Below are 13,999 nucleotides of genomic sequence, written 5' to 3' on the forward strand. Positions count from 1 at the left end.
AACTACCTTGAAAAACACCGTGGTTATGGATGCAATAGAAGCCGGTAAGCTTAAGCCGGGAATGACAATCGTTGAAGGGACTGCTGGTAATACGGGAATAGGACTTGCTCTGGTCGCTAAATCCCTTGGTTACAAAATGTTGGTGGTGATGCCAAAAGGGCAGGCACAAGAGAAAGAGCGCATGATCTCGCTTTATAATGCTGAACTGTTATTGGTCGACCCTTGTCCTTTTGCAAACCCTGAACATTTTTACCACACGGCTAAGCGGATTGGTGTCGAAAATGAGAGTTATTGGTGGGCAGATCAGTTTGAAAATCTCAGTAATTATCGAGCGCACTATTTAAATACTGGACCTGAGATCTGGCAGCAAACACAGGGGAATATTGATGCTCTAGTTTCAGTGGTGGGGACGGGTGGAACCATTGCCGGAAACTCACACTATCTATCTGAGCAGCAACCCAATCTCGAAACTTGGTTAGTTGACCCAAATGGGTCCGGCATTTATTCGTTTCTACGTAATGGACACTATCAATCAACGGGAAGTTCGTTCACGGAAGGCATAGGGATCATGCGAACGGTTGAAAATTTCAGGCAGGCAAAAATCAATCGTGCCATCACGCTTCCCGATCAGGATTTGGTGACGATATCCCGCCTTGTTGCGGAACATGACGGTATTCTTCTAGGAAGCAGTTCGTCGTTGAACGTAGCAGGTGCGCTATACGCTGCGGCTAGAATGGGGAAAGGGAAAACCATCGTTACATTTAGCTGTGACCTTGCTGAGCGCTCGTATTCGAAGCTGCACAACGAAACGTTTCTGAAAGAAAAAGAGATACAGCTTAATAAAGAAAACCTCTCTCAACTATGGGCTCGTTATCAAGCCGAAGATGGCAGCATGGTCGTCAACGTATAGTCGCTTTAAGTTAGTAACAGCCAGTGGTCTGCCAGCTCTTTCGTTAGCGCTGAACATCCGGTTAGAGCTAAACATCCGTTAGCACCAAATCCGGCACTATTGCTTGTTATTAGGGTAGTGAATCACATTATGAAATACGGCGTTTCCTTCACCGATATTTTTGTAGGCATGGGTCTGGTTGGCATTGAAGCGAATGGCTTGTCCTGCGCGTAACGTATGCCACTCATCATCAAACATCACGGCCATCTCTCCTGAAATGCATAAGATGTGCTCAGTGACGCCTGCGTTATGTGGGGCGGATTCATGCTGGTAATCGGGTGCTAGGGTGAGTTCGAATATTTCAAATCCTAGTGCTTCCTCAAAAGGAAACAACAAACTGACGAAAAAGCCAATGTTGTATTCTTCATGCCTTAGTTCGTTTGCATCTCTGAATAAACTCGTCAGTTCACTGTTTGGGCTAGCCGCGATAAAGCTCGAAAGTGACACCTCGAATCCAGAAGCTATCTGCCAGAGCTTAGCGACTGTCGGGCTGGATTCTCCACGTTCAATTTGTCCTAACATTGCTTTACTCACGCCTGTTGCTTTCGCTGTTTTGTCTAAGCTCCAGCCTTTTTCTTGGCGAAGGCGTTTCAAGTTAACGCCGACTTTAATTTCTGTTTGCATATTTTCTCTACAAGTTTCTCAAAAATTAGTTGTGCGTTATAGCGCACGGGTGCTAAGTTCAGTCTATGGACGTTATAACGCACACAGGAATAAATTAACATGACTAAGCTAAAATTTTCTCACGTCAGTACCGGCTTTATCGCTGTTTTCATTGGTTATGCGAGCGCCGCGGCGATTATTTTCCAAGCGGCAATGAGTGCTGGAGCAACCGAAGAACAAGTGGCGTCATGGTTTTGGGCGTTGGGAATTGGCATGGGCGTAACCACAATACTGCTCTCGTTTCATTACAAGAAGCCTGTGGTTACAGCGTGGTCGACGCCTGGAGCGGCGTTGTTAATCACATCGCTTGAAGGGCTGACAATGAATCAGGCTGTAGCCGTGTTTTTGTTCAGTTCGATGTTGATCACGTTAGTTGGATTAGCGGGGATATTTGAGAAAGTCCTAAAACAGATCCCAACATCGATTGCCTCTGCGATGCTCGCGGGGATTCTATTGCAATTCGGTTTGGGTTTGTTCACGTCGCTAATGGAAGAGGCACAAGTCGTAGCGGTCATGCTTGCTGTATTTATTCTGGCGAAAGCGCGGTTAGGAAATTTACTGATCCCAAGCATTTTCATCATCGCACTGGTCATGTGTGTGGGTTTTGGCAAACTCGATGTTAGTCAGGTAACTATGGGATTAACGACCCCGGTGTTCATTACGCCCGATTTTGAGTTCTTTTCGTTGTTCAGTGTCGGTATCCCATTGTTTATAGTGACGATGGCTTCACAGAACTTACCGGGATTTGCGGTTCTAAAAGCGAACGGATACCAAGTCGATTCATCGAAGATCATTACTACCACTGGGGTGACAGGTTTGATCTTCGCACCATTTGGCGGTTTTGCGTATAACCTTGCAGCGATTACGGGCGCTATTTGTATGGGCCCGAATGCGGATAGTAATCCAAAGACACGTTACATGGCGGGGATCTGTATGGGCGGGTTTTACTTGTTAGCTGGCGTGATGGGTATGTCATTTGTGTCGCTGTTTAGCGCTGTGCCCTCCGAGATTGTCATTGCGGTTGCTGGCTTAGCGGTGATGCCGACCTTGATGAATTGCCTTGCGGTATCAATGGCAGACAGTCATTACCGAGAACCCGCATTGCTTACTTTCTTATTCACTGCTTCTGGTACTAATTTACTGGGAATCGGCAGTGCATTTTGGGGTTTGTGTATCGGGTTGTTTTGTTGCTGGTTACACAATTACAAAGCTAAGTCACGTGGAGCAAGCAAGACTTCGCAAACTTCGTCGTAATGAAACGACTCAAGATTATGATCAGGTTCGCTGTGAATTAGAAACACCAGCAAGTTGTTTGAGTAGTAAGCCCAGTCATACTTGTGACTGGGCTTGCTTACAAAGGAATAAAGCTACTTAACTTCGTATCTCAGTAGCACTTCATTATCGAGAACGACATTTGTCGACCAGATAAAGCTTGCGCCAGCACCACTGAATTTTTCGATAAAGTTCATGTACGCTTTTTTATTGTTCACGCCAATATCGTCTTCTGAATATACTGATGCTTGAGGCCAAGATGTTGAATCGAACTCTTGGTTCATCCAGTTGGTTGGTGTTTCCCAATGAGCGGCGTAGGCATCTTGACCGTGGTCAGTTCCTTCCGTGGTGCAGCTTTCAGAAAGACGCTTCCCGTCCACTTCACTCAAACAAGTCAGGTCATAAATCGGTGAGGTATAAAAGGTTTGTGCTTGCCATTCTGGTCCTGTCACGGTTCCGTCACTAAAGCTCGCGATAAAGCCACCATCGCCAGCGTGGTATGCCTTTCCGCGGTTATCTTCGCTGCCAAGACCTAGGTTTTCTTCCCAATCAATCACTTTCACCGCAATCGTGTAAGGCTTCTTCACCTTAAATTTGACGATGTTTGAGTTAAACGGTGTGAAAGGAACGGTGTCTACCGCGATTAACTTGCCGTTGATATAAAGTTCGAAATAGTTATCGGCAAAAATATAACCTGTTATTTCCTCACCGTCTTGATCCACTATCGCTACAGGTACAGAGCTTTGATCGACTTCGGCTAGGCTGCTTGGTGTGGTGTTTGAGCACTCTTCATAAAGATCAAAGGCTTTTGGCCCTGTCGCAAAGTTGTTCTTGGCTGGAACCGTCCAAACCTTTCCTTCTGAGTCCGTAATTTCCCCAACGCCCGCCACTCGGCTACGTCCGTTTGCACACTCAAAGAGATTCGATTCAACGGTGGTCGCCACACCCTGAGTAATACTCGCTGAGCCTTGGTAATCACTGATGTTGCTGACCGAAGGCGTATCTGATGATGGTGAGCAGCCTGTAGCGAGCAAAGCAACCGATGAAAGGGCAAGGGCTTGATATTTTTTGATGATCATTGATTGGGTATCCGAGAAGGGGTTATTTAAATAAGCGTGGTTCAAAATAAGCCAAGTGCAAGTAAGTTAATTGAAAACAAAGCTATTTCAAACAAATCCGAGCTAAGTAGCTAAGTAGTTAAGTAAGCCGTGATCTCATAGCTAACAGCTGGAGCGACGAAACTAAGCAAGAGCCAAAATATTTGTGAGGTGCCACGCTTGTTATCTGATAAGGCATATATTACCCGTACAAATGTAAACAAGCGTAAAGCTGAGTAAGCATGCGCAAAACAGCGCTTTTATAGGATGATCACATCAGCTTGCGCGGAGCTTGAAAAATACTTAGAACGAAGCGGTTTCAGGTTGTGATTGAGATAGTATTTTGCTACAAAACGCGCATAATCTCGCTATACAACATTTAAAGAAGAATTTACCTATGACTACCTTTCAATACTACTTTCACCAACTGCCTTGCTTCGACTGTAAAAAAACGACAGTAAGTACTGATCTTGGTTGGTTAACGCCTGCGATGAAAGACGATGCTATCGCACAAGTGACAGCAACACTTGCACAAGGCGAGGTTACTCCTGATCTTTCAGCGGACGTGGTTTGTACGAAAGATGAAGCGCGTGAGTATTTACTACTGAACTTCTTCGGTTATTCAGAAGAAGAGCTAGCAAGCGGAATCGAAGCGGATGATGAAAAAGAAGTGGCAGACGAAATCGCAGAGCTACTTGAAGAAGGTAAAGACACCATCACCTTCGAACATGAGATTGCTCTTCAGTGCTGCGCAGACTGCGATGTTGAAGACGAGTCAAACTAAGCTTTTGTATTAAGAGTATTAAACTAAGTACTCTTATTAAGGTTCATCATGCAGCTATGATGTTCTAATGATGAAAGGCGTTAGCGAATTGAAGTTCGCTAACGCCTTTTTTGTCTCTCTGCTTCTTATATAAGCGACATTAAACCTTAAGATGTTGTGCCTTCTGTAATGCCTTGTTTGCTCAGTTGCGAAAGGATCTCAGCGGTTTTCTCTCTGAATAAATCTCTCAGTAGACGCACAGTAGGGGTGATGGATTGACGACTTGGACACACTAACCACAGCTCGGTAGGTGTCGGCTTAAATTCAGGCATAACTTTAACCACTTCGCCTGAAAGCAGGTGAGGAGACATGTCTAGACAAGATTTTATTGCCACCCCTTTACCTGCGATACACCAACGTCTTACAAGGTCTGCGTCGTTCGAAGCGCGATTTCCTTTTAGTTTCACTTTATGATCTTGAGTACCATCGTTAAACACCCACTCGTCTTGCAACATGTCATGGAGTTGGTAAAGCAAACCATTGTGCTGAGCTAAGTCACTCGGGTGTTTTGGTGTGCCCATTTCAGCCAAGTATTCAGGAGCCGCACACAATATCCTCGGCACATCGCATATCTTGAAACCATACATGTTCGCATCGGTCGGAGAGCCGTAACGCAGCGCCATATCGACGGAATCTCGGTAGAAGTCGATATTGCTATCGCTGATGCTAGTGCGAAGCGTCGCCTTTGGGTATTCAAGCAAGAACTCATCTAACCAAGGTGTGATTAGGTTGCGTCCTAGATCTGATGAAAGCGCTATGCGAATTTCACCGTCAAGAATACCGAGCTCTTCGCGCATATTGAGCTTTGCTTGATCCAACATCTTTAAGGCTTGTTCGCATTCCGGTAAATAACGCTCGCCTGCTGAAGAGAGCCTAAGGTGGCGTGTGGTTCTAACAAACAACTCTGCACCGAGTGCCGCTTCAACACGTTTTACCGCTGCACTTGCTGTGGCAGTACGCATATCGAGGTTGGTGGCTGCAGCGGTGATACTGCGAAACTCCGCCACTTTCAAAATGACCTGTAAGTCTTCAAGAAGCATATTATCTACCTGTATTGAATTATGTTCTAAACATGGCGTTGGGATATTTCCCCATCACAATCTGCAAATGGGTTATCTCTACTTATCGCTTCTAAGTTAGCTTCAAACACTTAATTGTCAAAACTAATTTGATAATAATTCAAATGTGAGGCTGTTTTAAATTAGTAATTTTCTCACTATCATTTTCCCATATCGACAACGTAGCGCAGTACGCACTGTATGGACGAAGCCTACGATCTAGGGGGATAAGATGACTAAGAAAATCACAATGGGTGTAACGGATTTGTCGTTCCACCGTACGACCGCATCATTGGTTGCCAATGTATTGAAAGCCATGGGCTTTGAGGTAGAGCGCATTTTCTCTCCACATCAGGAGAACTTTGAAAAGCTGAAAACAGGCCAAGTGGATATGCTTTCTTCTGCGTGGTTACCATCAAGTCACGGTATCTACAAAGCTGGCGTTGAAGAAGTTGAACCGCTTATCGAGCTTGGGCTTCATTATGAACCTTATGCTTTGTGGGGCGTGCCAGACTATGTGCCTGAAGAGGCGGTTTCTGAAGTCTTTGATTTATTAAAAGCCGAAGTGGTCAAGAAAATGAACTCGACCATCCAAGGTATCAACCCCGGCGCTGGCATCACACGCTTCTCTATCCAGATGATGAAAGACTATGGCCTGAGCGATGCTGGTTACCAGTTCTTTCCTGGCAGTGAAGACGATTGCTTCAGTGCCTTTGAAAGTGCGGTCGCAGACAAAGAGTGGGTGGTAGTGCCACTGTGGAAACCTCAGTTTTTGCACTATCGTTACGATATTCGGGAGCTCAAAGAACCAAAAGGCCTACTCGGAATTGTTGATAGAGCGGTACTTCTTTTAAGAGATGATAAGAAGCACCTGTTCAGCGAACAACAGATTCAGAAGTTGGATTCGCTACGTTTCTCGAACGACATCATCGCAGAGCTGGATTACAAAGTTTGCCGTGAAGGTAAAACACAAGATCAAGTGACACATGATTGGTTGATTGAGAAAGGCCTGATTTAACCTTTCAGCCGTGGTAGTGCAGTTAGATGTCTGCATTACCCAGATAGCGGTAACACCATTATCAAAAATTATTTGAGAATTATTAAAATATTAGGCGGTTTATCTAGAGTGAGAATTGACTAAGATTAACTCGTCTAATTCAAGGAGAAAGCACAATGTCACTACCATCAAAAATGAAAGCTATCGGATTTACTCAATCACTTGCGATTACAGAACAAGACAGTTTGTTTGAGTTTGAAACGAGTCTGCCAGAACTAAAAAATAATGACTTGCTGGTAAAAGTGAGCGCGACTTCTATCAACCCTGCTGACGCAAAAATTCGTATTCGTAATGCCAAAGACAAAACTCTTGAACAGCCAAAAGTGCTGGGCTATGACGCAGTCGGTGAAGTTGTTGGCAAAGGTGCTGACGTTGAAGGCTTCAAAGTCGGTGACCGTGTGTACTATGCGGGTGACGTAACACGCATGGGTGCTAACGCAGAATACCAAGCTGTGGACTACCGTATTACCGCTAAAGCGCCGAAGAGCCTTTCTGATGAAGCTGCAGCCGTTATGCCACTAGCAACGCTTACGGCATGGGAAGCGTTGTTTGACCGCCTACGTGTTCGTCCTGAAGAGAAAAAGTCTATCCTGATCATTGGTGGAGCGGGCGGCGTTGGTTCAATTACGATTCAACTGGCTAAGCAACTGACCAACCTCAATGTTATCGCAACAGCTTCAAGACCCGAAACTGAACAGTGGGTAAGAGATATGGGAGCGGACTATGTGGTGAACCACCGTAACCTTGTTGAGTCTGTCCGAGAGCAAGGCATTCAACATGTCGACTACATCTTCAATGTTGCTGATACAAAAGGGCACTGGGATGCGATGGTTGAGTTGATCGCACCGCAAGGCATGATCAGTTCGATTGTTGAATTTGACGGTGGAATTGACTTATCAGCGCTGCAAGGAAAATCAGCAGGCTTTGTTTGGGAGCTGATGTTCACGCGTTCATTGTTTAACACCGAAGATATCCAGAAGCAGCAAGACATCTTATTCCAAGCTGCGAATCTGATTGATTCGGGCCGTATTAAAACGACTTTAACCACGACCCTAAATGGCTTTAGTGTGGATACAATCAAAGATGCACACCAACGCATTGAGAGCAGTGCCTCGATTGGTAAAACTGCCATCAAATACTAATTGCTGATGTTTTAATCCGTCGTTGTTTTGAGTCGTTGACGGTTTAAATAGAAGAAGCCCCTGATATCTGATTGCTAGTCAAAAGGTTTCAGGGGCTTTTGTTTGTTTTCAGTTTAGTCAGCTTCTGGTGATGTGATAGGTTTCGATGTTCTGAAGTGAAGCTGTATTAGGTCTAGCTCAAAAGGCGAGGGCTGTTTGTCCGCAATCAAAAAACCGATTTGTTTGATGTCTCGTGCCTTAAGTTCCGGCGCATCGCTCAGTAGCCGACCTCTGAACACCGCTTGAAAATCATTGAAGTGGAACACCTTGTTAAGCCGCACTCCCTTTATCGTATCGAAATCGTGTTTGTATTGAACTCGATTACCATCTTTCGATGTTGTGAGCCTCAGTTGGTAAGTGCGACCATCACCAACGAATACTAGCTCTGCGCTATCTATTTCATGGGCTGGTGATTTAATGGAGCGCTTTATGGAACTGAACCCCCCATTATTTTCTAACGATAGCTCGCCCTTAAATTGACTCGTCTCGCCTTCGTAAACAAGCTCGCCTGTTGAGATGCCGCCCATCACATTGTCGTTGGTCGCTGTCCAATTCTTATGTTCGTTCGGTTGTATAAAATCAATCATACCTATGCCTGCTACAGATACTTGAGACCATAAAAAGGAGAGGCTGAGTACTAGCCACAAAGGGTGTCTTCGCTTAAGCAATGAAGCCGTTTCGTTCATGATTGTCTCCGTTAGCCGTTAGTCTGTTCGCGTTTTATGGAGAAGGTTCAGTGGCAAGCATACCCATACAATGCTCAATAAATTCAGAGTAATTTGAAGCGTTGTCGTACTCAATTTTTAGCGAACCGTGAAACATCAGCGTCACCGTGACGTCTTTATAGCTTAGCCAACAGGTGTAACCGTCGTAATCATGCCAAGCCGTCATTTCGCCAACTAGATATTTGTTGTCCCGTTGCTCACCGGAAGAGCGAATAAACTCAAATACTCTGAGAAATTCAATAATGGTGATTCTGTTGTCCATGTTTTGCTCCCGCTGAGTAGTTATTGGTAATAGGCTGAATATTGGTATCTAAATTTGTTACTGTTTGATTGCTGTCCCTACGGCTTGCCTTTGTGTTCCGATCACTGAAAGTGATCTTATCTTCTCGATAAACCTCTGTTTTCTAATATTTTCATCGTCATTCCATACATCCGATTAATCCTGAGCAAAACGGGTGTAACAAACTTAATAACGATGTTAACCCTCAAGATAAAGACAAGCTTAATTTACGTTTATGGTGGTTAATTAAAATTAGAGTCGATAGGATAAATAGCGTCGGAGCCTTGTTATTGGCTGAAATGGAATCTACAGAAAGTGCGTGTCAACATGATAGAAAAACTGAAAAAGGAATGGTTTCTTGTAGGGATGGTGGTGGCTATGGTCGTTGCTGTTTTTACGCCGGATTGGGGCAAATCGGGTGGGGTACTTCATCTCGATACGGTGACTGTTCTCGGCATCGCTTTGGTGTTTTTCTTACACGGTTTGGGTTTGTCTCCCAAAGCCATTCTTGAGGGGCTTTCGAATTGGAAGCTGCATGTTTTTGTACAAAGCGCGACATTCTTAGTTTACCCACTGCTTTGGGTGATATTCGGGCAAGGCTTTGTCGCTTATATGCCAGCAGCTCTGGCCTTTGGTTTCTGTTACCTCTTCGTATTACCGAGTACGATTTCGTCTTCGGTCGCGATGACGGTGATTGGAAAAGGAAACCTACCGGGTGCGATATTCAATGCATCACTTTCTAGTATTTTAGGCGTGTTCATTACGCCTCTACTGATCCAGCTCTTTATGGGATTGGAAGGTGCAGAGCTAAACCTGATGGAATCGGTGATCTCTATATCTAAAATGCTGCTATTGCCAATGATTGTCGGCCAGTTGATGCGCCCGTTACTTTTTGAATGGACTCAGAAACACAAGTCAGTGGTCAATAAGTTAGATAAATACGTGATACTTCTGATCGTCTACAGTGCTTTCTGTGACTCTATTGAACACGGTATTTGGAGCGACTTTTCACCAATGCTGTTGTTGCTGTCAGCGGTGATTTGTTTAGTGGTATTGATGGTGATGGTACACGGCATTCAATGGAGTGCCCGAAAGGTTGGATTCAATCATCAAGATGAAGTCGCGGCAGTATTCTGTGGTACTAAGAAGACCTTAGCGGCAGGTATTCCTATGGCTAAGGTGATCTTTGCTCACAACCCTAATCTAGGGATGATATTACTACCAATCATGCTTTATCACCCGATTCAGATCTTTTACTGTGCAGTGCTAGCCAACCGTTACGCCAAGGTTGATACACAATCTAGTTAAACTTGTTTGTTGTTACAAGTACAACAGAAAAACGCCTTTCACTTCGCTGTGAAAGGCGTTTGTATTTGAATCTACTTCACTTTAATTAGAGTGCTTGAATCTGTATGAGCAAATGCGTTGTCGTAGATCTCTAAGCCTGTTGTTTGAGAGTACGTCAGCGTATCGTCTGAAATGCTAATGTTCATCGTGAAGCCCGTGGTGGTTGCGTTGTCCGTCATGTATTCGGACTCAGCGATGCCACGCTTAGACGCAACTAACGTCATTGTATCGCCGGCAGGGCCTTCTGCGGTGACACATGTGGTGCGTGGTACGCAGTAAGAGTTGTAGACGACCTGATTTTTTTGGTCGTAGATGAAGTAGCCACGTTGATCGTGGAACTTAGAGTCGTCGGCCTTTCTGAATACTTCTTGTTTGTAGTACAGAGCAACCAGATATTGATCGCTGGCATTGGTTGCATCTGCCGCAACCTCAAACGTCATTACTTCATAGAATGGTGTAACCGCGGGACCACCTGCACCCACTTCTGTGCCTTCTTGGCCTGGAGAAATATCAACGCCGCCAGTTTCGACTGATTTCCATGTGCCGACTAACTTTGCGAGTGGACCAAAATCCATACCATTGATTGTGTTGTGGTCGGCTACTGCTGGAGCCGAGATTACCGCTGCGATACCAAGTGCTAATAATTTTTTCACTTTAACTTCCTTTTTATTAATTATCTGACCCCAATAAAAATAAGGTTATTGTGAAACTAGTTTATTAACCCAGATCAGTTTTGTTGGCTAATATGAAATCGAATTGTAACTTGATGTATCAGTCAATAAGGGGATATTAATGTGTGTATATATTGAGCAAGAAGCAGTTGTTGGGTCGTCTTATCTCAGTGATACACCATGGGTTTGCTAACTCTTGTGGTTGAGTTGAGTCACATTGGATTAGGTCGTCTAAACTTAAAGCTTGTATCGCATCAAATACGACAATTTGGTCTCTAAAGACGTTCTCGAAATAAATGCAAATTAGTGCTTTACCTCAACTTAACTTGAGGTATTAGGATATGCAACGTTGCTTACGAGAATACTTTAAGGAGAGAAGAATGATCCAACTTGAACATGTGAATTTAGTGGTAAAAGATATCCCAGAAATGCTGGCTTTCTATAAAGCGGCGTTCCCTCATTGGTATGTTCGTGATGAGGGAAAAGGGGAGTGGTCAGGTAAGCCACGTAACTGGCTGCATTTTGGCGACGAGTACCAATACATCGCATTGAGTGATCACGGTGAGGGTGAAAACAGAGATTTGGCAGGGCACTCTGTTGGCCTCGCGCACTTCGCTTATGTGACCAATAATATCGAAAGCGTCACTCAACGTCTTATCGATGCGGGTTTCCCGATTGCTAAACCTGGCGCTGAAGAACCTTATCGAAAAAATGTCTACTTTGTGGATCCGGCAGGCTTTGAAATCGAGTTCGTTGAATACCTAAGTGATGACCCTAAGTTACGAAATGCCACGAGTTAGTTACGTAATACGCCGCTTTGTTAAAGTTGGTTAGCTGAATGAAAGCGCGCTAGAGAGCATTTATAGAAAAGGGCATTGTGGAATAATCCGCAATGCCCTTTTTAGGTCTATGCAATAGCTGATTATTTAGCTGATGTTTAGCTCAGTTGTTGGGTTGTTTATTTAGCCTTAAAAGGCACCAACAGTTGTTTGCCAAACACATTAATCAGCGCGCCAGTCACAATCAGGCCACCGCCTAGATAAGTCCAAACCGATGGAATTTCATTAAAGATCCACACGCCTAACAGTGCCGAGAAGACTATCTGGACGTATGAGTAAGCCGAAGCTTTACCCGCCGCTTGAGTCTGCATCGCTTTGGTCAAACCGTATTGGCCTATCTGAGTGAAAATACCGACTAACACGAGCATCACGGTTAAGAATAGACTTGGCCATACAAAGTCGTTCCAAATAAGGACTGTCGATATTGGCAGAGCAACCAGTGGGAAGTAGAAGATGATGACAGAGCTGTCTTCCGTCTGGCTCAGCTTTCTCACAATCACATAAGCAATTGAGCTACCAAACGCACCACATAACGCCACCATAATGCTGAATAGCGGTAACTCGCTGCTCGCGCCGCTGTTCATGCTTGGTTGAACCATCACCAATAATCCCGCTAGGCAGAATGCAATGCAGATCATGGTCGATTTCTGGACGCGTTCTTTCAGGAACAACACACCGAGCAACGCGGTAAAGACCGGATGTACGTATTGTAGAATGGTCGCTTCGGCTAATGGCAAAGTGGTCACAGCGTAGTAAACACACATCAGTGCTGCAGTACCTACTGCGCCACGAACAAACAACAAAGGTTTGTTATTACCCCAGATCGAAATGCCTTTTCGTTTTACGTCGATGTAGCTGATGATCAAAGACACCAAAGCCCTTGCTGCAACGATTTCGAATACAGGAATGCCATAATTGCTGATGTATTTCACACAAGCTGACATCAGTGCGAATCCAAAAGCGGAGAGGATCATGAATCGAACCCCAACAGGGATTTGTGAAAAAGAGAAAGAAGACATAAAAATATCAATAGGCTGAGGGAAAAGGAATCATAACTTAGTTTAGAAGAGCCGACCAAAGTCTTTGTCCTGTTCTATTACACCAAACCATTGATATTGCTGTGCGAGTACTTTCAGCAACTCGATCTCTTTTGTTGTCTCTTCTCTAAGCCATTCAATAAGGTCGTTGATGATAGGCGTGTGACTACGCTGGTGCATGAAGTAAGTCCAAGCACTGTGTTGGATTTTTGCATTTCTAGGGCAGTACAAGAAGCCTCGTTGGAGATCTTGTTGAACTAACAACAGATCCGTGACCGTAACCCCTTCACCGGATAGACAGGCACTGAGCGCCATATCTAAAGACAAGAAGCTGGTATTTCTGACAGGTTTCTTTGGTGGGAATTCAACATCGGCCAGCCACACTTTCCAGTCGTGATGATCTAAGGTTGGATGCAGCCTTGGCAAGGTTAAGATTGAATCAAGGTCGGTGTCTTTGGTGGTTAAACTAGTAGAGCAAACCGGCGCCATGAACTCTTCACGCAAGAAGGTAATGTCAGGTGCCTTGTCATAGCGTTTTTTGAAACGCGTGTGGAAGATCAGTAGATCATACTCACTACTATTAATCGATTCGTCTTCCTCAATCACAGGAACAATGACTATCTCATGATCTTGATAACGCTCGTTTAATTCCCGAACTTTGGAGATCAATACTCGCGTCGCGAAACTCAGAGTCGCTTTGATCACGATACGCTTCTGCTTGGGCTCACTCCAAGAGGCGATAACAGCTTCGATATTACCGTAGCTTTCTCGCAAAGCCACATACAAATCATGACCTTGTACCGTTAATTCTATGGCTCGATGCTTACGAATAACCAGTGATGCGTTTAACTCATCTTCAAGCTGTTTGATCTGTCGGCTGATCGCACTTTGTGTCACATGCAGCTCTTCGGCAGCCAGCGTAAAGCTCATCAGCCTTGCGGCAGCTTCAAAGGCTTTTAAGCCATTATGTGATGATGGCAAGCTAGGATATGGGGTCATA

At 44.6% G+C, this 13,999-nt stretch carries 15 protein-coding genes; 7 read left to right on the top strand and 8 right to left on the bottom strand.

Annotated elements, in window-relative coordinates:
* Positions 1-910, top strand: a 910-nt coding sequence (locus tag AB4371_RS10130) for a pyridoxal-phosphate dependent enzyme (RefSeq protein ID WP_372149577.1), incomplete at its 5' end; no start/stop codon positions are given.
* Positions 911-1,006: 96 nt separating this feature from the next.
* On the opposite strand, the gene AB4371_RS10135 is transcribed toward AB4371_RS10130, so the two are convergent.
* A complete protein-coding gene (locus AB4371_RS10135) occupies positions 1,007-1,573 on the bottom strand; it encodes a helix-turn-helix domain-containing protein (protein ID WP_372149579.1) in 567 nt (188 codons plus the stop codon).
* Positions 1,574-1,672: 99 nt separating this feature from the next.
* Between AB4371_RS10135 and AB4371_RS10140 the strand changes: the two genes are divergently transcribed.
* Complete coding sequence (locus AB4371_RS10140) at positions 1,673-2,866, top strand: benzoate/H(+) symporter BenE family transporter (RefSeq protein ID WP_372113132.1); 1,194 nt, start codon at positions 1,673-1,675, stop codon at positions 2,864-2,866.
* Between the two features lie 113 nt (positions 2,867-2,979).
* Here the strand turns inward: AB4371_RS10140 and AB4371_RS10145 are convergent, their stop codons facing one another.
* Positions 2,980-3,963 (bottom strand): hypothetical protein, encoded by a 984-nt coding sequence (locus AB4371_RS10145; RefSeq protein ID WP_371724974.1) that lies wholly within the window; start codon positions 3,961-3,963, stop codon positions 2,980-2,982.
* A gap of 415 nt (positions 3,964-4,378) precedes the next feature.
* Here AB4371_RS10145 and AB4371_RS10150 point away from each other — a divergent pair, with 415 nt between their 5' ends.
* Positions 4,379-4,765 carry a hypothetical protein gene (locus AB4371_RS10150; protein WP_102394466.1) on the top strand — a complete coding sequence of 129 codons (387 nt, stop codon included), beginning with the start codon at positions 4,379-4,381 and terminating at the stop codon, positions 4,763-4,765.
* Positions 4,766-4,911: 146 nt separating this feature from the next.
* Here the strand turns inward: AB4371_RS10150 and AB4371_RS10155 are convergent, their stop codons facing one another.
* Positions 4,912-5,844 carry a LysR family transcriptional regulator gene (locus AB4371_RS10155; RefSeq protein ID WP_102394465.1) on the bottom strand — a complete coding sequence of 311 codons (933 nt, stop codon included), beginning with the start codon at positions 5,842-5,844 and terminating at the stop codon, positions 4,912-4,914.
* Between the two features lie 268 nt (positions 5,845-6,112).
* Here AB4371_RS10155 and AB4371_RS10160 point away from each other — a divergent pair, with 268 nt between their 5' ends.
* Together AB4371_RS10160 and AB4371_RS10165 are read left to right on the top strand one after the other, a co-directional pair.
* The gene (locus AB4371_RS10160; protein WP_102394464.1) at positions 6,113-6,880 is read left to right on the top strand and encodes a glycine betaine ABC transporter substrate-binding protein; all 768 of its coding nucleotides are present in this window, start codon (positions 6,113-6,115) and stop codon (positions 6,878-6,880) included.
* 155 nt (positions 6,881-7,035) lie between these two features.
* Positions 7,036-8,061, top strand: a complete 1,026-nt coding sequence (locus tag AB4371_RS10165) for a zinc-binding alcohol dehydrogenase family protein (protein ID WP_102394463.1) — start codon at positions 7,036-7,038, stop codon at positions 8,059-8,061.
* Positions 8,062-8,174: 113 nt separating this feature from the next.
* Here AB4371_RS10165 and AB4371_RS10170 read toward each other — a convergent pair whose 3' ends face one another.
* Positions 8,175-8,786, bottom strand: a complete 612-nt coding sequence (locus AB4371_RS10170) for a CIA30 family protein (RefSeq protein WP_372149580.1) — start codon at positions 8,784-8,786, stop codon at positions 8,175-8,177.
* A 34-nt stretch (positions 8,787-8,820) separates the two neighbouring features.
* The gene (locus AB4371_RS10175; protein WP_017068432.1) at positions 8,821-9,087 is read right to left on the bottom strand and encodes a DUF3081 domain-containing protein; all 267 of its coding nucleotides are present in this window, start codon (positions 9,085-9,087) and stop codon (positions 8,821-8,823) included.
* Between the two features lie 345 nt (positions 9,088-9,432).
* Here AB4371_RS10175 and AB4371_RS10180 point away from each other — a divergent pair, with 345 nt between their 5' ends.
* Positions 9,433-10,413: a bile acid:sodium symporter family protein gene (locus AB4371_RS10180; protein ID WP_032545880.1), complete on the top strand. Its 981-nt coding sequence runs from the start codon at positions 9,433-9,435 to the stop codon at positions 10,411-10,413.
* Positions 10,414-10,484: 71 nt separating this feature from the next.
* Here the strand turns inward: AB4371_RS10180 and AB4371_RS10185 are convergent, their stop codons facing one another.
* Complete coding sequence (locus AB4371_RS10185; RefSeq protein ID WP_017062436.1) at positions 10,485-11,105, bottom strand: heme-binding beta-barrel domain-containing protein; 621 nt, start codon at positions 11,103-11,105, stop codon at positions 10,485-10,487.
* 398 nt (positions 11,106-11,503) lie between these two features.
* Between AB4371_RS10185 and AB4371_RS10190 the strand changes: the two genes are divergently transcribed.
* Entirely contained in the window at positions 11,504-11,923 is a 420-nt protein-coding gene (locus tag AB4371_RS10190) for a VOC family protein (RefSeq protein WP_102394461.1), read from the top strand.
* A gap of 158 nt (positions 11,924-12,081) precedes the next feature.
* Here AB4371_RS10190 and AB4371_RS10195 read toward each other — a convergent pair whose 3' ends face one another.
* Together AB4371_RS10195 and AB4371_RS10200 are read right to left on the bottom strand one after the other, a co-directional pair.
* Positions 12,082-12,981, bottom strand: a complete 900-nt coding sequence (locus AB4371_RS10195; RefSeq protein WP_017068434.1) for a DMT family transporter — start codon at positions 12,979-12,981, stop codon at positions 12,082-12,084.
* Positions 12,982-13,023: 42 nt separating this feature from the next.
* Positions 13,024-13,998 carry a LysR family transcriptional regulator gene (locus tag AB4371_RS10200; RefSeq protein WP_017068435.1) on the bottom strand — a complete coding sequence of 325 codons (975 nt, stop codon included), beginning with the start codon at positions 13,996-13,998 and terminating at the stop codon, positions 13,024-13,026.
* Between the last annotated feature and the right edge of the window lies 1 nt (position 13,999).

The sequence above is a fragment of the Vibrio sp. 10N.261.51.A3 genome (genome assembly GCF_041471965.1).
Lineage (GTDB): Bacteria > Pseudomonadota > Gammaproteobacteria > Enterobacterales > Vibrionaceae > Vibrio > Vibrio crassostreae_C.